The 18366-nt window shown below is 57.8% G+C and carries 21 protein-coding genes and 1 pseudogene; 13 read left to right on the top strand and 9 right to left on the bottom strand.

Annotated features, from left to right (window positions below; genetic code table 11):
- The first annotated feature begins 54 nt into the window (after positions 1 to 54).
- Together ACA066_RS14840 and ACA066_RS14845 are read left to right on the top strand one after the other, a co-directional pair.
- Positions 55 to 1590 (top strand): EAL domain-containing protein, encoded by a 1536-nt coding sequence (locus ACA066_RS14840; RefSeq protein WP_497695511.1) that lies wholly within the window; start codon positions 55 to 57, stop codon positions 1588 to 1590.
- 234 nt (positions 1591 to 1824) lie between these two features.
- On the top strand, positions 1825 to 2190 hold the full coding sequence (locus ACA066_RS14845; protein WP_096821522.1) for a histone-like nucleoid-structuring protein, MvaT/MvaU family: 366 nt from the start codon (positions 1825 to 1827) through the stop codon (positions 2188 to 2190).
- A 167-nt stretch (positions 2191 to 2357) separates the two neighbouring features.
- Here the strand turns inward: ACA066_RS14845 and ACA066_RS14850 are convergent, their stop codons facing one another.
- Positions 2358 to 2882: a DUF4946 domain-containing protein gene (locus ACA066_RS14850; RefSeq protein ID WP_497695512.1), complete on the bottom strand. Its 525-nt coding sequence runs from the start codon at positions 2880 to 2882 to the stop codon at positions 2358 to 2360.
- Between the two features lie 144 nt (positions 2883 to 3026).
- Here ACA066_RS14850 and gloA point away from each other — a divergent pair, with 144 nt between their 5' ends.
- Complete coding sequence (gene gloA / locus ACA066_RS14855) at positions 3027 to 3548, top strand: lactoylglutathione lyase (RefSeq protein WP_497695513.1); 522 nt, start codon at positions 3027 to 3029, stop codon at positions 3546 to 3548.
- 140 nt (positions 3549 to 3688) lie between these two features.
- Here gloA and ahpF read toward each other — a convergent pair whose 3' ends face one another.
- The 3 genes from ahpF to ACA066_RS14870 form a co-directional block, all read right to left on the bottom strand.
- Positions 3689 to 5254 (bottom strand): alkyl hydroperoxide reductase subunit F, encoded by a 1566-nt coding sequence (ahpF, locus tag ACA066_RS14860; RefSeq protein WP_497695514.1) that lies wholly within the window; start codon positions 5252 to 5254, stop codon positions 3689 to 3691.
- A 124-nt stretch (positions 5255 to 5378) separates the two neighbouring features.
- The gene (gene ahpC / locus ACA066_RS14865; protein WP_008155117.1) at positions 5379 to 5942 is read right to left on the bottom strand and encodes an alkyl hydroperoxide reductase subunit C; all 564 of its coding nucleotides are present in this window, start codon (positions 5940 to 5942) and stop codon (positions 5379 to 5381) included.
- Between the two features lie 138 nt (positions 5943 to 6080).
- Positions 6081 to 7019 carry a site-specific integrase gene (locus ACA066_RS14870; protein WP_497695515.1) on the bottom strand — a complete coding sequence of 313 codons (939 nt, stop codon included), beginning with the start codon at positions 7017 to 7019 and terminating at the stop codon, positions 6081 to 6083.
- 289 nt (positions 7020 to 7308) lie between these two features.
- On the opposite strand from ACA066_RS14870, the gene ACA066_RS14875 reads away from it, so the two are divergent.
- Positions 7309 to 8319 (top strand): DNA-binding protein, encoded by a 1011-nt coding sequence (locus ACA066_RS14875; RefSeq protein WP_497695516.1) that lies wholly within the window; start codon positions 7309 to 7311, stop codon positions 8317 to 8319.
- Here the strand turns inward: ACA066_RS14875 and gorA are convergent.
- Both gorA and galU read right to left on the bottom strand, forming a co-directional pair.
- Positions 8316 to 9674, bottom strand: a complete 1359-nt coding sequence (gene gorA, locus ACA066_RS14880) for a glutathione-disulfide reductase (protein WP_497695517.1) — start codon at positions 9672 to 9674, stop codon at positions 8316 to 8318. The two genes, ACA066_RS14875 and gorA, sit on opposite strands and share 4 nt — an antisense overlap.
- Before the next feature lie 130 nt (positions 9675 to 9804).
- Positions 9805 to 10644, bottom strand: coding sequence for a UTP--glucose-1-phosphate uridylyltransferase GalU (galU, locus tag ACA066_RS14885; protein WP_056739849.1), 840 nt, complete (start codon positions 10642 to 10644; stop codon positions 9805 to 9807).
- A gap of 281 nt (positions 10645 to 10925) precedes the next feature.
- Here galU and ACA066_RS14890 point away from each other — a divergent pair, with 281 nt between their 5' ends.
- Together ACA066_RS14890 and ACA066_RS14895 are read left to right on the top strand one after the other, a co-directional pair.
- Positions 10926 to 11114, top strand: coding sequence for a hypothetical protein (locus tag ACA066_RS14890; RefSeq protein WP_497695518.1), 189 nt, complete (start codon positions 10926 to 10928; stop codon positions 11112 to 11114).
- Between the two features lie 140 nt (positions 11115 to 11254).
- Positions 11255 to 11536 (top strand): hypothetical protein, encoded by a 282-nt coding sequence (locus ACA066_RS14895; RefSeq protein WP_253428419.1) that lies wholly within the window; start codon positions 11255 to 11257, stop codon positions 11534 to 11536.
- A gap of 12 nt (positions 11537 to 11548) precedes the next feature.
- Here the strand turns inward: ACA066_RS14895 and ACA066_RS14900 are convergent, their stop codons facing one another.
- Positions 11549 to 11779 (bottom strand): hypothetical protein, encoded by a 231-nt coding sequence (locus tag ACA066_RS14900; protein WP_497695519.1) that lies wholly within the window; start codon positions 11777 to 11779, stop codon positions 11549 to 11551.
- Between the two features lie 72 nt (positions 11780 to 11851).
- Positions 11852 to 12211, bottom strand: coding sequence for a hypothetical protein (locus ACA066_RS14905; RefSeq protein ID WP_497695520.1), 360 nt, complete (start codon positions 12209 to 12211; stop codon positions 11852 to 11854).
- A gap of 212 nt (positions 12212 to 12423) precedes the next feature.
- Between ACA066_RS14905 and ACA066_RS14910 the strand changes: the two genes are divergently transcribed.
- From ACA066_RS14910 to ada, 6 genes and pseudogenes are all read left to right on the top strand, one after another.
- A complete protein-coding gene (locus ACA066_RS14910; RefSeq protein ID WP_017338604.1) occupies positions 12424 to 12726 on the top strand; it encodes a DUF1883 domain-containing protein in 303 nt (100 codons plus the stop codon).
- 28 nt (positions 12727 to 12754) lie between these two features.
- Positions 12755 to 12931 carry a hypothetical protein gene (locus tag ACA066_RS14915; protein ID WP_497695521.1) on the top strand — a complete coding sequence of 59 codons (177 nt, stop codon included), beginning with the start codon at positions 12755 to 12757 and terminating at the stop codon, positions 12929 to 12931.
- Between the two features lie 347 nt (positions 12932 to 13278).
- Positions 13279 to 13563: pseudogene (locus ACA066_RS14920) on the top strand (methylated-DNA--[protein]-cysteine S-methyltransferase); the annotation flags it as partial.
- Positions 13560 to 14264 carry a 2OG-Fe(II) oxygenase gene (locus ACA066_RS14925; RefSeq protein WP_497695522.1) on the top strand — a complete coding sequence of 235 codons (705 nt, stop codon included), beginning with the start codon at positions 13560 to 13562 and terminating at the stop codon, positions 14262 to 14264. The pseudogene ACA066_RS14920 and the gene ACA066_RS14925, both read left to right, overlap by 4 nt.
- Before the next feature lie 4 nt (positions 14265 to 14268).
- The gene (alkB, locus tag ACA066_RS14930; protein WP_497695523.1) at positions 14269 to 14934 is read left to right on the top strand and encodes a DNA oxidative demethylase AlkB; all 666 of its coding nucleotides are present in this window, start codon (positions 14269 to 14271) and stop codon (positions 14932 to 14934) included.
- Positions 14935 to 15018: 84 nt separating this feature from the next.
- Positions 15019 to 16065: a bifunctional DNA-binding transcriptional regulator/O6-methylguanine-DNA methyltransferase Ada gene (gene ada / locus ACA066_RS14935; protein WP_497695524.1), complete on the top strand. Its 1047-nt coding sequence runs from the start codon at positions 15019 to 15021 to the stop codon at positions 16063 to 16065.
- Here ada and acuI read toward each other — a convergent pair whose 3' ends face one another.
- Positions 16066 to 17049, bottom strand: a complete 984-nt coding sequence (gene acuI / locus ACA066_RS14940) for an acrylyl-CoA reductase (NADPH) (RefSeq protein ID WP_497695525.1) — start codon at positions 17047 to 17049, stop codon at positions 16066 to 16068.
- Between the two features lie 198 nt (positions 17050 to 17247).
- On the opposite strand from acuI, the gene ACA066_RS14945 reads away from it, so the two are divergent.
- The gene (locus ACA066_RS14945; RefSeq protein WP_497695526.1) at positions 17248 to 18312 is read left to right on the top strand and encodes an NAD(P)H-dependent flavin oxidoreductase; all 1065 of its coding nucleotides are present in this window, start codon (positions 17248 to 17250) and stop codon (positions 18310 to 18312) included.
- Positions 18313 to 18366 lie beyond the last annotated feature (54 nt).

Genomic DNA, 18366 nt, shown 5'->3' on the forward strand with positions numbered 1-18366 from the left:
GCCGTTGTCCTGCCAGCATTTGAGAGCCCTATTTCATCGTTACAGGTTTCGCGAATGCCACTGACTGTCAAAACCCGCCGAAAACGCAGCACCCGAATTGTCGTGACGGTATTGAGCGGTTTGCTCCCGATACTGCTGGGGGTCGCCATTCTTTACTGGCAGGCCGAACGGGCACTTTCGCAAAGCACCCAACTGACCGCAGAAGAAGCCATCCGCCAATTCGAGCTGATGCTCGACAACACCGCCCAGGCCGCGCGCGAGTTATTGCCGCTGGCCGGCCAATCCTGCAATGACGTCAAACTGGCCTTGCGCGAACAGGTCACCCGCCGTCCATTCGTGCGTTCGACGAATCTGGTGTGGGACGACAACCTCTATTGCAGTTCGTTGTTTGGTGACTATCAGGAAAAGGTCAACGCCGGAGACTACACCCAGGGCAAGTTATGGCTCATGAACGGCAACCCGGTCACGCCCAATACCGCGTTGCTGGTATACCGGCTCAGCGAAGGACACCAGGGTGCGTTGACCACGCTGGACGGTTATCACTTGAGTAACGTGCTGCGCCTGATTGGTCGCAAGACAGTACTGTTGCTGCAAGTCGGCCCAGACTGGTTGTCGGCTGATGGCAAGGTTCACGAAGGCACCCTGCCCACCCTGCCCGTCGCCGACAGTAAAATGAAGTCCTCGCGTTATGCCTTCACCGTCGCGGCGGGTTTTCCCGAGGGTGAGACCTGGCGTTACATGAGCCGCGAGTATCCGCCGCTGTTCAGCTTGCTGATCTTTTTTGGCGTCGTGTCCGGCCTGATTGGGCATATTTTGCAGAAGCGCTCGTCGTCACCCAGTCATGAACTACAGCGTGCGCTGGAGGCGGCGGAGTTCGTTCCGTATTTTCAGCCAGTGGTGCATGGCATGAACAAGAAGTGGTCCGGCACCGAAGTGTTGATGCGCTGGAATCATCCGAAGGAAGGCCTGGTGCGCCCGGACCTGTTTATCCCGTTTGCCGAACACTCTGGGCTGATCGTGCCGATGACCCGTTCACTCATGCAGCAAACTGCGCAACTGCTGGCTCCTGTCTCCTCCTCGTTCGACGAGCCGTTTCATATCGGCATCAACATCACTGCCAGCCACTGCAAGGACCTGGTACTGGTCGAGGATTGCCGGAAATTTCTCAGCGCCTTTGCGCCGGGCTCCATCCATCTGGTGCTGGAGCTGACCGAGCGCGAACTGATCGAGCCCACCGCCATCACGTTGCAGTTGTTCGAGCAGCTTCACGCGCTGGGCGTGATGATCGCCATCGACGACTTTGGCACCGGCCACTCAAGCCTGGGTTACTTGCACCTGTTCAACGTCGACTTCCTGAAAATCGACCAGAGCTTTGTCGCCATGATCGGCGCTGACGCCCTTTCCCGGCACATTCTGGACAGCATCATCGAACTCTCGGCCAAGCTCGATCTGGGCATTGTTGCCGAAGGCGTGGAAACCGAGGAGCAAAGTGCTTATCTCACCGCTAATGGTGTGAACTTCTTGCAAGGTTATCTGTTCGGTCGGCCGATGCCCGGTGCAGACTTCATTGATGCATTAAGCCACCATTAACTCGCGCCTTTATGCGACAAGACAACGAGACCGTGCACCGATTCGAATCAAAAGACTACTCTTGTTACATGAAGAAAAAGTCAGGATTTACTCTTCGTCCATTAACTACTACAATTTTTCATACCTGCGCTAGATTGGCAGGCGAGCCATTTATCACCGAGTCGCTTCAAGGCTCTTGGCTTATAGCTTTGTTTGCGGTTGGTATCAGCCAAACACACTATTGGAGTAAAGATATTGTCCAGACTCGCTGAATTTCGTGCAGCTGAAAAGGCCCTTCAAGAGCAGCTCAAGCAGCTGGAATCCCTGAAGAACGATGCCGGGCTCAAGAAAGAAATCGAATTCGAAGAAAAGCTCCAGGGGCTGATGAAAACCTACGGCAAAGGCCTGCGCGACATCATCGCCATTCTCGATCCGAACCCGGCCAAATCCGGCCTGCAACAGGCCGCTGCGCCAAAAACCCGCCGCGCTCGTGTGGTCAAGGTTTATCAGAACCCGCACACCGGTGAACTGATTGAAACCAAGGGCGGCAACCACCGTGGCCTGAAAGCCTGGAAGGAACAATACGGTGCTGCCACCGTTGATTCCTGGCTGCGCGGCTAAATACTCGCGGTGACAAAAAAAAGCCCTGCCTTACGCAGGGCTTTTTTCATGGATGCCTTCCAAATGCAACGATTGCAATCGAATACTCGCTACTTGCAGATTAACTTTGTGCTTAGTCACTTTGGGTATCTAAAGATTGCGAAATGCACGATCGCGCAAACCTTCAACTAAAGTTTCAAGCTGTTACGAGCAGCCTCTATTTCATCCAGGCTTGCCTTATAAGCCTCGGCCTGCCCCGCGTACGAAAGAACATAGGCCTTATCGGCATCCACCGCCGCGACCAATGTTTGCGACAGCACATGTCGGCCGTTTTGGGTAATTATGCAGGTAGTTTCCAGTGCCGATAGCCGGCTCAAGGTCGCCGGATGGATTTTGTTGCAGACGCTTTGATAGCCGCCCTGGAAGAAATCCTTCTGCACTGACTTGCGCATCTCCAGCAATACGCCTTCCAAATTCACCTGATGACCGCTTTCCACTGGCGTCATGGTCAACTCCATCACCATCACCGGCGTGCCACCCTGATCATTCTTCACCGCGCGCTGGCGGGAGACCTGAGGCTTGGCATCATCCTGCGGGATCGCTTCAACTTCCCAGCCATCTGGCCACGTCACGATCGGCGTCTCTGCATGAGCGCAAGTCATGCCTGACAGCAGGCCAATCAGAACGAACAGCGATTTACAGGATCGGGTCATTGCAATGAATACTCACGAATTGAACCGCAAAGTCTGAGCCTCGTCCGGCTGTCAGGCAATAGCCGACGGTTTGGGTTTGGTGATGCCTGCGCCCTTGCGTATCATTGTCGCCATCGTTAGCCCCACTTACTGTCCGGAGGGCCCATGAGCCTGCACGAATTGAACACCTTTCCGGGTGTTACCGCCCAACCTGATACCGCCACCCAGAAGTTCGTCTTCAACCACACCATGCTGCGGGTCAAGGACATCACCAAGTCCCTGGATTTCTACACGCGTATCCTGGGTTTCTCGCTGGTGGAAAAACGCGACTTTCCGGAGGCCGAGTTCAGCCTGTATTTCCTGGCACTGGTCGATAAAGACCAGATCCCAGCCGATGCCGCCGCCCGTACCGAGTGGATGAAATCGATCCCTGGCGTCCTCGAACTGACCCACAACCACGGCACCGAAAACGACGCGGATTTTGCCTACCACAATGGCAACACCGACCCACGCGGCTTCGGCCACATCTGCATCTCGGTGCCGGACATTGTCGCTGCGTGCGAGCGTTTCGAAGCGTTGGGCTGCGATTTCCAGAAGCGTCTGAACGATGGCCGCATGAAGAGCCTGGCGTTCATCAAGGACCCGGATGCCTATTGGGTCGAGATCATCCAGCCTGCGCCGTTGTAAACACCACACGCACCTGTAGGAGCGAGCTTGCTCGCGAAGAACTTCAAATCGCCGCGTTAAATCAGGAAACAAGCGGTATCGTTGACGTCCATCGCGAGCAAGCTCGCTCCTACAAGGTTTTGTGTTTTCAGCATCCGGTTTTATGCCGGCGCGGAAGTTCGGATCAGGTGATCGAAGGCGCTCAGGGAAGCCTTGGCGCCCTCGCCCACTGCAATCACGATCTGCTTGTACGGCACGGTCGTCACGTCACCGGCAGCAAACACACCTGGCAACGATGTCTCGCCACGCGCATCGACGATGATCTCGCCACGCGGCGACAACTCGACGGTACCTTTGAGCCAGTCAGTATTCGGCAGCAGACCGATCTGCACGAAAATGCCTTCGAGGTTGACCGTGTTGAACTCACCCGAATCGCGATCCTTGTAGACCAGACCGGTCACTTTTTGGCCGTCGCCTTTTACTTCACTGGTCAGTGCGCTGGTGATCACATTGACGTTCGGGAGGCTGAATAACTTGCGTTGCAGCACGGCATCGGCGCGAAGCTTGCTGTCAAACTCCAACAGCGTGACGTGACTGACAATACCGGCCAGATCGATCGCTGCTTCAACGCCGGAGTTACCGCCGCCGATTACCGCTACGCGCTTGCCTTTGAACAGCGGGCCGTCACAGTGCGGGCAGAAACACACGCCTTTGGCTTTGTATTCCTGCTCCCCCGGTACGCCCATTTCACGCCAGCGTGCGCCTGTGGCGAGGATCAGTGCTTTGGTTTTCAGGGTGGCACCGCTTTCGAAGCGAACTTCGTGCAACTCGCCAGGATTCTTCGCCGGGATCAGCGCGGTGGCCCGCTGCAGGTTCATGATGTCCACGTCGTACTGCTTGACGTGTTCTTCGAGCGCGCTGGCCAGTTTCGGCCCTTCGGTTTCCTGCACGGAGATGAAGTTCTCGATGGCCATGGTATCGAGCACCTGCCCACCAAAACGTTCAGCCGCCACGCCGGTGCGAATGCCTTTACGGGCGGCGTAGATCGCTGCCGAAGCACCGGCGGGACCGCCACCGACAACCAGTACGTCAAAGGCTTCTTTGGCGCTGATTTTCTCGGCTTGGCGTTCGGCACCGCTGGTGTCGATCTTGGCGAGGATTTCTTCCAGGCCCATACGACCCTGGCCAAAAATCTCGCCGTTCAGGTAAATGCTTGGCACGGCCATGATCTTGCGATCATCGACTTCTGCCTGGAACAACGCACCGTCGATAGCGACGTGGCGAATGTTCGGGTTCAGTACCGCCATCAGGTTCAGCGCCTGAACCACGTCCGGGCAGTTCTGGCAGGACAGCGAGAAGTAAGTCTCGAAGCTGAACTCGCCTTTGAGCGAGCGGATCTGTTCGATCACTTCCGCGCTGGCTTTCGAAGGGTGACCACCGACTTGCAGCAAGGCCAGCACCAGCGAGGTGAATTCGTGACCCATCGGGATGCCGGCGAAACGCAGGCTGATATCGGCACCGGGGCGGTTGATCGAGAACGATGGCTTGCGTGCGTCGTCACCGTTATCGAGTAGGGTAATCTGGGTGGAAAGACTGGCAACGTCTTTCAGCAGTTCGAGCATTTCCCGGGATTTCGCACCGTCGTCGAGGGATGCAACGATCTCGATCGGTTGGGTGACCCGTTCCAGGTACGATTTCAACTGGGCTTTAAGATTGGCGTCCAACATACGGGCGATTTCCTTTTGTTTCGTTCATAAAAAAACGCCCGAGCGAATCTCGCCCGGGCGTTTTTATTGGGCGGTTGCAGCTTACTTAGGTGCGGAAACCCGCCCTGATGATGCTTTCACAGACTTAGATCTTGCCGACCAGGTCCAGGGACGGAGCCAGAGTGGCCTCGCCTTCTTTCCACTTGGCTGGGCAAACCTGGCCTGGGTGAGCAGCGACGTACTGGGCAGCCTTGATTTTGCGCAGCAGCTCGGAAGCGTCACGGCCAACGCCGCCATCGTTCAGTTCAACGATTTTGATCTGGCCTTCAGGGTTGATCACGAAGGTGCCGCGGTCAGCCAGACCGGCTTCTTCGATCAGCACGTCGAAGTTGCGGGAGATAGCGTGGGTCGGGTCGCCGATCATGGTGTACTGGATTTTGCCGATGGCTGGCGAAGTGTTGTGCCAGGCAGCGTGGGCAAAGTGGGTGTCAGTGGAAACGCTGTAGATTTCGACGCCCAGTTTCTGGAACGCGTCGTAGTTGTCAGCCAGGTCTTCCAGTTCGGTCGGGCAAACGAAAGTGAAGTCGGCTGGGTAGAAGAACACGACAGACCACTTGCCTTTCAGGTCAGCGTCCGACACTTGTACGAAGTCGCCATTTTTGTAGGCGGTAGCTTTGAACGGTTTAACTTGGCTGTTGATGATAGGCATCGTTGACTCTCCGTCAGGGGTTAAGAAGTTGATGGAGAGAACTCTACCCACTCGATGGACGGATGGCTCATTGGCAAACTTGATGCTGCTGATGGGTTTTCGCTATTAGCCGGCATTATTAATAGAAGGAAACGATATCTAAGGCGTCAATGGCTTTTCAGAAATCAGGGTCATCCCCAGAAACGGATTAGCTTCCACGTAGCGCATCGCCGACTTCATATCCTTCCAGCCCACGTAGCTCATCAGCGACTTCAAGTCCCAACCACTTTGATGGGCCCAAGTGGCGAAACCGCGTCGCAACGAATGGCTGGTGTAGTGCTCGGCCGGAATGCCTGCGCGCTCCAGTGCCTGGCGCAGCAACGGGATCACGCTGTTGGCGTGCAGCCCCTCCTCGCTCAGGTGCCCCCAACGGTCAATGCCACGGAACACCGGCCCGCGCACCAGCGCCGCTTCGGTGATCCAGGCGATGTACGCCTGCACCGGGCACAATCGCTGCAATGCCGGCGTCTGGTAGGTCTTGCCAAGGTTTTCGCGGTCACTTTTGCTTTGCGGCAGATACAGGGTGATACCTGAACCGATGCTGGCCTGCACGTACTCGATCTTTATGCGGCACAACTCATCGCTGCGGAAACCGCGCCAGAAGCCCAACAGGATCAGTGCCATATCGCGCCGGGCTCTTAACAAAGTCGGTTGATCGTTTTGTGATTTAGCGGTTTTTGCTTCCTGTTCAAGCCAGGTCACCACTTGCTCCAGATGTTGAAGCTGCAATGGCTCAGCCTGCTTCTCCTGCGCCGGGTGCAACGCGCGAATGCCTTTGAATACCTTGCGCACAACGGGCGCCTTGGTGGGATCGGCAAACCCCTGGCTGTTGTGCCACTGCGCCAGCGCCGACAAGCGCAACTTCAACGTATTGATCGACAACTCACCGGCGTACGCCACCAGATAGCGCGCGACGCTGTCAGCAGTGGCCGGCAGGAAACCGCCCCAACTCACTTCGAAATGCTCGATGGCCGCTCGATAGCTACGGCGGGTGTTGTCACGCGTGGCGGCTTGCAGGTATCGATCCAGATCACTCATGGGAAGACCTTGCGGTTGAACTGTAGGAGCGAGCTTGCTCGCGATGGACGTTAACGAAGACGCTGGCTTCCTGAATGCACGCGCTGCTCTCAGTTTTTTCGCGAGCAAGCTCGCTCCTACAGGGCGTTGTGTACGGGGATTTCGGTTGCAAACACATCAGGATCACTCTGACACGGGGTAATACCAGTATATCCCGCATCAATAACTTACACTTTTTCAATTTTACGCACGCATGGTACACTGTGTACTTGAGTGGTACGTACCACAGTACGAAATCGTAGGAGAACACATGGCTCGTGGCGGTATAAACAAAGCAGTGGTTCAAACGGCGCGCCTGGCTATCCTCGCCCGCGGCGAACACCCGAGCATCGACGCTGTACGCATAGAGATGGGCAACACTGGCTCCAAAACCACCATTCACCGGTATTTGAAGGAACTGGACGACGGTGTCGAACCCGCCGCCCCCTTCTCCGAACCCATCGATGACGAACTGACAGGGCTGGTCTCGCGCCTCGCGCAACGCCTCAAGGAACAGGCACAAGAGCCTATCGATCAGGCTCGTGCGCAGTTCGAGCAACAGCGAAAAGAGCTGGAAATCCAGCTGACCGACGCGCAAGAAGCCAACAGCGAATTACAGCAGCAGTACGAAGTTCAAACCCTGGCGCTGACGCAGGAATCCGACACCCTGCAAAACACCCTATCCATGCTGCAGACCGAGCAAACCCGCAACGCCGGGCTGAACCAGGCGCTGGCCGACTTCGAGTTACGCTTGCAGGACAAGGACGAGCAGATTCGCTCTCTTGAGGAAAAGCACCTGCACGCCCGCGATGCGCTGGAACACTATCGCAATGCCGTCAAAGAGCAGCGCGAACAGGAGCAACGACGCCACGAAGGCCAGGTGCAGCAGATTCAGATGGAGTTGCGTCAGGCCCAGCAAAGCGCCCTTGTACGCCAGGATGAAATCACCCAACTGCACCGTGACAACGAACGTTTACTGACTGAAAACCGTGGCACGCTGCGGGAACTGAGCCTGCTGCAGGAACAGCTCAAGCAGACCCATACCCGCCAGGATCAACTGCTGGAACAGGTCAACCGCATCGACAGCGAACGCACCCTCCTCCAGGAACGCCTGCGCGCAGCCCTGCTGGAAAGCCAGTCGCTGAAGCAGAACGTCGAGGAGCAGTCGCAGATAAACAAAGCGCTGGAAATCGAATTACTGAAGACTCAGGCGAGCCTCGATGAAAGCGAGCGCCTGGCGGCTGTCGTTGCGACAGCGCCAGACGCAGCCAAGGCCGATTAACCTGCGACCGGTGTACGCATGGTGACGAACTCTTCGGCGGCCGTCGGGTGCACGCCGATGGTTTCGTCGAAGTCGCGCTTGGTGGCGCCCGCCTTCAAGGCGATTGCCAGCCCTTGGACTATTTCGCCGGCGTCCGGCCCGACCATGTGACAGCCAAGCACCTTGTCGGTCTTGCCGTCCACCACGAGCTTCATCAGCGTGCGCTCCTGGCATTCAGTCAGGGTCAGCTTCATCGGCCGGAAACGGCTTTCGTAGATCACCACGTCGTGGCCGGCTTCGCGAGCCTCTTCTTCGGTCAGGCCAACGGTGCCGATGTTCGGCAAGCTGAACACCGCGGTCGGGATCATCTTGTAATCCACCGGACGATATTGCTCAGGCTTGAACAAGCGTCGCGCAACAGCCATGCCTTCGGCCAGTGCAACCGGGGTGAGCTGGACCCGACCAATCACATCGCCAAGGGCCAGGATCGACGGCTCGGCGGTCTGGTATTGCTTATCGACCTCGACGAAACCTTTCTTGTCGAGTTTGACGCCGGTGTTTTCCAACCCGAGGTTGTCCAGCATCGGGCGGCGGCCGGTAGCGTAGAACACGCAATCGGCTTCCAACTGGCGACCGTCCTTGAGCGTCACTTTCAGACTGCCGTCGGTCAGTTTTTCAATGCGCTCGATATCGGCATTGAATTGCAGGTCCATGCCACGTTTGGTCAGCTCTTCCTGCAAGTGCTTGCGCACCGCGCCATCGAAGCCGCGCAGGAACAGGTCACCGCGATACAGCAACGTGGTCTCGGCGCCCAGACCGTGGAAGATCCCGGCAAACTCGACGGCGATGTAGCCACCGCCCACGACCAGCACGCGTTTTGGCAACTCTTTGAGGAAGAACGCCTGGTTGGAACTGATCGCATGCTCGTGCCCCGGAATCTCCGGGATCTGCGGCCAGCCGCCAGTAGCAATCAGGATGTTCTTGGCGGTAAAGCGTTCGCCATTGATCTCGACGGTATTGGGGTCGACGATTTTGGCGTGGCCTTCATGCAGGGTCACACCGCTGTTCACCAGCAGGTTGCGATAGATGCCGTTCAGGCGATTGATCTCGCGATCCTTGTTGGCGATCAGCGTTGCCCAATCGAACTTCGCCTCGCCCGGGGTCCAGCCAAAACCCGAAGATTGCTCGAAGTCTTCGGCGAAGTGCGCGCCGTAGACCAGCAATTTCTTCGGCACGCAACCGACGTTCACACAGGTGCCACCCAAGTAGCGGCTCTCGGCCACGGCCACTTTCGCGCCAAACCCGGCCGCAAAACGCGCAGCCCGCACACCGCCGGAACCGGCACCAATCACATAAAGGTCAAAATCGTAGGCCATTTTCAATCTCCTCGGCAGGCCACCAGCATACCTGCCGCCGTTTGTTGGGCAAGCGCTGCAGACTATTTGGGGGCGGAAAATGAAAAAGCCACCCGAAGGTGGCTTTTCAATACAAGCAGGTCAAACGCTATCAGTAAGCCTTGCCCGTCTTGTAGAAGTTCTCGAAGCAGAAGTTGGTTGCTTCGATGTAGCCTTCAGCACCACCGCAGTCGAAACGCTGGCCCTTGAACTTGTAGGCAATCACGCAACCGTTCTTCGCCTGCTTCATCAGGGCGTCGGTGATCTGGATCTCGCCGCCTTTGCCTGGCTCGGTTTGCTTGATCAGCTCGAAAATGTCCGGAGTCAGGATGTAACGACCGATGATCGCCAGGTTCGACGGAGCGTCTTCCGGAGCCGGTTTTTCAACCATGTTACGAACGCGGTACAGGTCATCAGCGATCAACTCGCCAGCGATCACGCCGTATTTGTTGGTTTCCTGCGGATCCACTTCCTGGATCGCAACGATGGTGCAGCGATACTGCTCGTACAGCTTGACCATCTGGGTCAGTACGCCGTCGCCTTCGAGGTTGACGCACAGGTCATCCGCCAGCACCACGGCGAACGGCTCGTCACCGATCAGCGGGCGGCCAGTCAGGATCGCGTGACCGAGGCCTTTCATTTCGGTTTGACGGGTGTAGGAGAACGAGCACTCGTCCAGCAGCTTGCGGATGCCAACCAGGTATTTCTCCTTGTCGGTGCCCTTGATCTGGTTTTCCAGCTCGTAGCTGATGTCGAAGTGGTCTTCCAGCGCGCGTTTGCCGCGGCCGGTGACGATGGAGATTTCGGTCAAACCGGCGTCCAGTGCTTCTTCGACGCCGTACTGGATCAGTGGCTTGTTTACCACCGGCAGCATTTCTTTGGGCATGGCTTTAGTCGCTGGCAGGAAGCGAGTACCGTAACCGGCTGCTGGGAACAAGCATTTCTTGATCATATAAGTCCTTGAAAGGGCTGTGTGTACGAGTTTCGGCGCAGTCTAATCAGGCCGCGAGCACCTTACAATGCCTCGCGCTGGCTAACCGATGCCATCATAGAGAAATATTCTCGCGGATAGTTCCGCAGATCGTTCCAGTGCCCTTTTATAGATAGCAGAGATTCCGACCGGCGCCGATGTATCTGCCGCCCGCAGATTCGCATCACCACACTCCCATCCGCACCCGTCAAGTGTAATTGGCGTTATCATTGCGCAATTGAACCAGCCAACGAGGCAGATAGATGTCGGTAGCAAAAAGTGTCAACGGGTTCCTGATCAATCAGGCGAAAGACGGCCAGTGGTGGGTAGACAGCGTCAGCGGCGAGAATATTGCCGGTCCATTCCCGATCGAAGCGTTGGCGATTGAAGTGGCGTCCGTATTGGAGCTCGAACACCCTGCCCCTAAGCGTCGCGGTAAAGACAAGTCCTGAGAAGCACCTGACTTAACCCAAGCCCTGCCTCACGCAGGGCTTTTTTTGCGATAGCCTGCAACGAAGTGGCCTTTCGCTATAACCTTTTGATTCCGGCGCTGTCACAGGCTTAGCCCCATTATCCTGACGACGACCACAACATGACTAAATTCTTGCCCCTGATTGCGGTATTGGCCCTGAGCGGCTGCGCAACTTCCGAAACCACCTACCTGAACAACGGGGAGCAAGGCCTGAGCATCGACTGCTCGGGGGAAGCCAATTCCTGGGCCACCTGCTATGAAAAAGCCGAAGCCTCCTGCGCCGGTACCGGTTATCGAATCGTTGGCACTGACGGCACACCTTCAACCAAGGAAAGTGACAAGACCCTGGGCGTCGATGTCGGCAATTACAAAAACCGCAGCGTGGTGGTGGTCTGCAAGTAAGGCGCTTGTGCCCTACATGTGAATTTCAGCGAATTTGATCCCGAGACCGCGCACGGTCTCGATCAGATCGTCAAGGCGACCGAAGGATTCGACTTCATCATTGTCATCCACCAGAAAATAACTGCGCCCGGCGCTTTTCTTGAAAAACACGATCCATTCCCCCGGGTCCGCCGGATTCTGAATCACATGGGTAGCAGAGATGTGACCCTCTGCATGCCGCTCCCGTACCTGCTCTCGCTTCATGCTCGACTCCAGAAATGACAATGCCGCCAAAGCGCTGCTTTGACGGCATCGGTGCTGACTGTCGCTAGTTTATCAGCCGGAGATACACGCGGTGGCGGCATTGCGCACATCCATCGGGCGCAATGGCACATTGGAAATACGTTCATGCAGCTTGATGCTGCTGCCGCCGGAACGCTCTTCGATATCGAATACGGCCGCCGGGCCCGAGGAGAACTTCTGCGGCACGATGACCCGCACACCTTCCTTCTCCTGCGGCTCGACTTGCAGGGCTCCGCGACTGCTGGCCAGTTTTTCGGTCAGACATTGCGCATATTCATTGGGTTTCTTGCCGGAAATCACATTCATGGTGGGCAGCGACTCGTTGATTTCCGAGACACTTGCACAACCACTCATCGCCAATGCAAACGGCAAGCCCCATGCACCCCACTTCATACAAAACCTCCGATAAAGACCCTCCGACAGCACAAATGCTGGTTTTCTCCGAGGCTCACTGCTTTTATCGCTCATGGAATTCCGAATAACTGTTTTTAATTGTCAAAGCACACCCCGACGACCGGATAATAACCCGTTCGGGCTGATAAACTGCGCCAATCGACCATGCTATCGTTTTGATTTTGTAGAAAAAGCCCTTCTGGAGGCGCCTCATGAAATTTATCCACCAGCGCGAGCACCTCAATGAAGACGACATCGTCGTCATCCAGTGCTCCCAAATGTGCAACATCCGCTTGATGAACGACGCCAATTTCCGCAGTTTCAAGAATGGCGGCCGTCACACTTACCATGGCGGTGCCTTCGACACCTTCCCCGCTCGAATTACTGCACCGAGTACCGGTTTCTGGAACATCACCATCGACACCGTCAACCGTCGGCCGATCAGCGTGACCCGCAAACCGACCCTGACTCACTCGATCAAGATCATCCGCCGCTCCACCTCGAAACTGAGCTGAGCGACGCCCGACACGAATATAAGCAGGTATGACCGTGGCCCAAACGACCAAGTACGTCATCAAATACAAACTCAACGGCGAGCGCCGTTTCGAATTTGCCCAGCTTGAAAATGGCACCGAAGCCGAAGCCAGAGCCGCGCTGGACGCCATTCATGTCCCGGGTGAAGACGTCATCAGCGATATCAGCGTCAGCAAAGCGCTGTAGCGGGATTCGGAGCGACAATGTGGATGTCCGCTCCATCCGTTGAATTCGACCGCAAGCCCCGGAGTGTTCACGAAGGCAGCGCTCCCTAGACTGGCCACCTCAACCTTTGGTTAAGGAGTCAGAACATGTCTGCTTCCCCGATTCGTTTCATCAGCGGCACTTCCAGCCTCGGCACCTTGCTGCTGGCCTCCAGCGCGCAAGGGTTGTGCGCGTTGCTGCTTGGTGATGACCTGGAGACGCTGGAGCGCGACCTTGCGCGAAGATTCCCCGGCCAGCCAACACCCCAACGTGATGAAGGCTTGATGCCTGCGCTGGAACAAACTCTTCACCATCTCGACACCCCTTTGACAGCGCTCGATTTACCACTGGACCTGGTGGGTAGCGTTTTCCAGCAACGCGTCTGGGAAGCCCTGCGCCAAATCCCGCTCGGCAAAACCGCCAGCTACCAGCAGATCGCGCGGCAACTGGGACAACCCAAAGCTTTCCGGGCCGTGGCGAATGCCTGCGGTGCGAACCCGCTGGCAGTCATCGTGCCCTGCCATCGGGTACTGCGCCAGGACGGCAGCCTTGGCGGTTACCGTTGGGGCTTGGACCGCAAGCGGCAACTGCTGGAGCGTGAGGCGCTGCAATGATCGAGCACTTTCTGGATGTACTCGACTGGGCAACGCTGGAGCAACAACTGGATCAGGATGGCTGCGCGATCATCCGCTCGCTGATCAGCAGCGAGACGTGCGATGACATCAGCGCGCTGTACGCGCGATCCGAACCCTTTCGCTCGCAAGTGATGATGGCGCGTCACGGCTTCGGCCGTGGCGAGTACAAATACTTCCGATATCCGTTGCCAGAGATCGTCGCCACTTTGCGCAAGGCGCTCTACCCTCGCCTGGTGCCGATCGCCAATCGCTGGTACGAGCAGATGGACTTGCCGGTCCGTTTCCCTGATACGCATGCGGCGTTCCTTGAACGCTGTCACGCCGCCGATCAGGTGCGTCCAACGCCGCTGTTGCTGCAATATGGGCCACAGGACTACAACTGCCTGCATCAGGATCTGTACGGCGAACACGTTTTTCCGCTGCAAGTGGCGATTCTTCTGTCAGAGCCGGGCGAAGATTTCACCGGCGGCGAGTTTGTCCTGACCGAACAACGTCCACGGATGCAGTCGCGCCCCCAGGTCATTGGATTGAAAAAGGGTGACGCCCTGATCTTTGCCGTCAATCAGCGACCGGTCAAAGGCGTTCGTGGCTATTACCGGGTCACCCTGCGCCACGGCGTGAGCCGCCTGCACAGCGGAAAACGGCATACCCTTGGAATCATCTTTCACGACGCGTTATGACCTTATGAACCCGACCACTCTCGATCTGTTTGCCGACTCGGAGCCCGAACAGCAACCTCGGCGCGAGCAAATTGGCGAACAGTCCTACGTCTTGAGGGGCTTTGCCCTGCCTTGGCTGGAGCGGTTACTGCCCGCGCTCGAGGTGGTTCTGGCAGCAGCGCCGTTTAGGCACATGGTCACGCCCGGCGGATTTACCATGTCAGCGGCCATGAGCAGTTGCGGCACATGGGGCTGGACCACCGACCGCAGCGGTTATCGCTATTCCCGTCATGATCCCCGGACCCACGCCCCCTGGCCGGAAATGCCGCCGGTATTTTTTGAGCTCGCACAAGCGGCGGCGCTGGAAGCCGGTTTTACCGATTTCGTACCCGATTCCTGCCTGATCAACCGCTATATTCCCGGCGCGAAGATGTCGTTGCACCAGGACAAGGATGAAGCGTCCTACGCAGCGCCGATCGTTTCGGTGTCGCTGGGCCTGCCGGCGATGTTCCTGTTTGGCGGTTTTGAACGCAGCGACAAAAGCCAGCGGGTGCCGGTGTTCCATGGCGATATCGTGGTCTGGGGCGGCGTCGATCGCCTGCGTTATCACGGGGTCTTGCCAATCAAGGAGGGGCAGCATCCACGGATGGGCGAGCAACGGATCAATTTCACGTTTCGTACCGCACAATGAACCACGAATTTGACCGCAAGACCCGGAGTGCAACGACCCTGCCGGCTGATTATCCTGAATCAAACGGTCAACGGACATGAAGCCATGACAACCACCGAGAACGATCCCCGCTGGGCCGCCGTCGTCGCCCGGGATCCCCGCGCTGACGGGCAGTTTGTGTATGCGGTGAAAACCACCGGCATCTACTGCCGCCCCAGCAGTCTGGCGCGTTTGCCGAAGCCGCAGAATGTCGAATTCTTTGACACGGCCGAGCAGGCCCAGGCAGCGGGTTACCGCCCGAGCAAACGAGCGGCGAAGGATCAAAGTGACGTCGCCGCGCAACACGCTGCGACCGTCGCCGCGGCTTGTCGTCAGATCGAGACCGCCGAACATCTGCCGGCACTGAGTGAACTGGCCGACGTCGCGGGCCTGAGCAGTTTTCACTTTCACCGTGTGTTTAAAGCCGTTACCGGGCTGACGCCCAAGGGCTACGCCACGGCCCACCGTTCACGCAAGGTTCGTCAACGCTTGACCGGTGGAGGTTCGGTGACCGATGCCTTGTATGACGCCGGCTTCAACTCCAACAGCCGTTTTTATGAGGCGGCGGATCATCTGCTGGGCATGAAACCCGGTGATTACCGCGCCGAAGGCCAGAACAACGACATTCGTTTTGCCGTCGGCCAGTGTTCACTGGGGGCGATTCTGGTGGCGCAAAGCGTACGCGGTGTTTGCGCGATTCTGCTGGGTGATGATCCGCACCAACTGGTGTGCGACCTGCAGGACAAGTTTCGGCGGGCCAACCTGATTGGTGCCGATCATGAGTTCGAGCAACTGATCGCCAAGGTCGTCGGTTTTATCGAAGCCCCGGCCATCGGCCTGGATTTGCCACTGGACGTTCAAGGCACGGCATTTCAAGAGCGAGTCTGGCAGGCGTTGCGGGAGATTCCGGCAGGCAGCACCGCCAGTTACGCCGATATCGCCCAGAGCATCGGCGCACCGAAAGCCGTGCGCGCCGTGGCTCAGGCCTGCGGCGCGAACAGTCTGGCGGTGGCGATCCCGTGCCACCGCGTGGTTCGCAGCGACGGCAACCTGTCGGGCTATCGCTGGGGGGTGGAGCGCAAGCGGCAGTTGCTGGAACGTGAGGCGCCGTAATCAGCGATTCACATCCACCACCACTCGACCGCGCAGCTGACCGGCGAGCAAGCGCGGTGCAGCGTCGATCGCTTCACTCAAACCGATTTCGTGACTGATCAGTGGCAGTAAACCGAAGTCCAGATCCTTGGCCAGACGGTTCCATGCGAGCACTCGTTTGGCTTTGGGCTGGGTCACGCTGTTGATCCCGGCAAGCGTCACGCCACGCAAAATGAACGGTGCGACGGAGGCCGGGAAATCCATGCCTTGCGCCAGCCCACAAGCAGCGACAGTGCCGTTGGCCTTCGTACTGGCACAGGCGTTGGCCAGGGTGTGGCTGCCGACCGAGTCGATCACCGCCGCCCAACGCTCCTTGGCCAGCGGCTTGCCCGGTTCGGACAGCGTAGCGCGGTCAATGATTTCGCTGGCGCCCAACTGCTTGAGGTAGTCGTGCTCGGAGGTGCGGCCAGTGGATGCGACCACCCGGTAACCGAGCTTGCTCAGCAACGCGATGGCGAAACTGCCTACACCGCCGTTGGCGCCCGTGACCAGGACGTCGCCCTGCTCTGGCGTCACGCCGTTATGCTCCAGCGCCAGAATGCTCAGCATCGCCGTGTAGCCGGCCGTGCCGATGGCCATTGCCTGGGCAGCTGTGAATTCCGGGGGCAATGGAATCAGCCAGTCGCCATTCAGGCGCGCCTTCTGCGCCAATCCGCCCCAATGCCCTTCGCCTACACCCCAGCCATTGAGTACGACCTGATCACCGACCTCGTAGTCCGGATGCCCACTGACTTCGACAGTTCCCGCCAGATCGATGCCCGGCACCATCGGGAATTTTCGCACCACCGGGCTGCTGCCGGTGATCGCCAGACCGTCCTTGAAATTCAGCGTGCTATACGCCACTCGCACTGTCACATCGCCCTCGGGCAGTTGATCGTCATTGATCTCTTGCAGTGTGGCCCGGTAACCGCTGTCGTCTTTGTCGATCAAAATTCCTTGGAACATCGTCGCCTCCCAATCGAATCACTCAGTTGTGGTGCAGTTGAAATATCACACTGCAACATTTTGTCGTACCCGACTTTAAGCCAATCCGGGCGTTTCCATCACCGGTGATCGCGCACCCCATGCAAAAATCGATTGGTCTTGCGCCCGCCATTGCTGGTACAAAACCCGTTCCTGTTGTGATGCCGGAGTACCTTACAAATGAGCCAATGGCCAGACACCCGAATTCTTGATCTGCTGGGGATCGAACTGCCCATCATCCAGGCTCCGATGGCTGGCGCCACCGGTTCGGCCATGGTGATTGCGGCGAGCAACGCCGGTGGCCTGGGCTCGATGCCTGCGGCGATGCTCAGCACCGAGCAGTTGCGCGAAGAATTGAAGACGATCCGCCAACACACTCAGCGCCCTTTCAACGTCAATTTTTTCTGTCACCAACCGCCGGCAGCCGATGAGCAACGCGCTCGGGACTGGAAGAATCTGCTGGAGCCCTACTACCGGGAGCTGGGCGTGGACTTCGACGCGCCGACGCCGGTGTCCAATCGCGCGCCATTCGATAACGCGACCTGCGAAGTGATCGAAGAATGTCGCCCCGAAGTGGTCAGCTTTCACTTTGGCCTGCCGGAAAAATCCCTGCTCGATCGCGTCAAGGCCACCGGCGCAAAGGTGCTGTCTTCAGCAACGACCGTCGAAGAAGCGATCTGGCTTGAGCAACACGGTTGCGACGCCATCATCGCCATGGGTTACGAAGCCGGAGGCCATCGGGGCATGTTTCTCAGCGACGATCTGAGCAGCCAGGTGGGTGTCTTCGCGCTGGTGCCGCAAATCGTCGACGCGGTGAAAGTACCGGTAATTGCTGCCGGCGGTATTGCCGATGCACGAGGCGTCGCGGCGGCATTTCTGTTGGGCGCTTCAGCGGTGCAAGTGGGTACGGCGTATCTGTTCACGCCGGAGGCCAAGGTCAGCCCCTCCCATCACAAGGCATTGCGCACGGCCAAGGAGAGCGAGACCGCTGTCACTAATATTTTTACCGGCCGCCCGGCGCGGGGAATTCTCAATCGGGTCATGCGTGAACTCGGGCCGATGAGCGACAAGGCACCGGCCTTTCCATTGGCGGGTGGAGCGTTGATGCCGTTGCGGGCGAAGGGGGAAGCCGATTTCAGCAACCTTTGGGCCGGGCAGGCATTTACGTTGGGGGTTGAGATGACGACGGCGGAGTTGACGCGGCGTTTGGCCGAGGAAGGGTTGGCGAAGCTGCTGCACCGCTGAACACTGTGGCGAGGGAGCTTGCTCCCGCTGGGGCGCGTAGCGGCCCTAAAAGTT

Source organism: Pseudomonas sp. LBUM1651 (assembly GCF_059716135.1).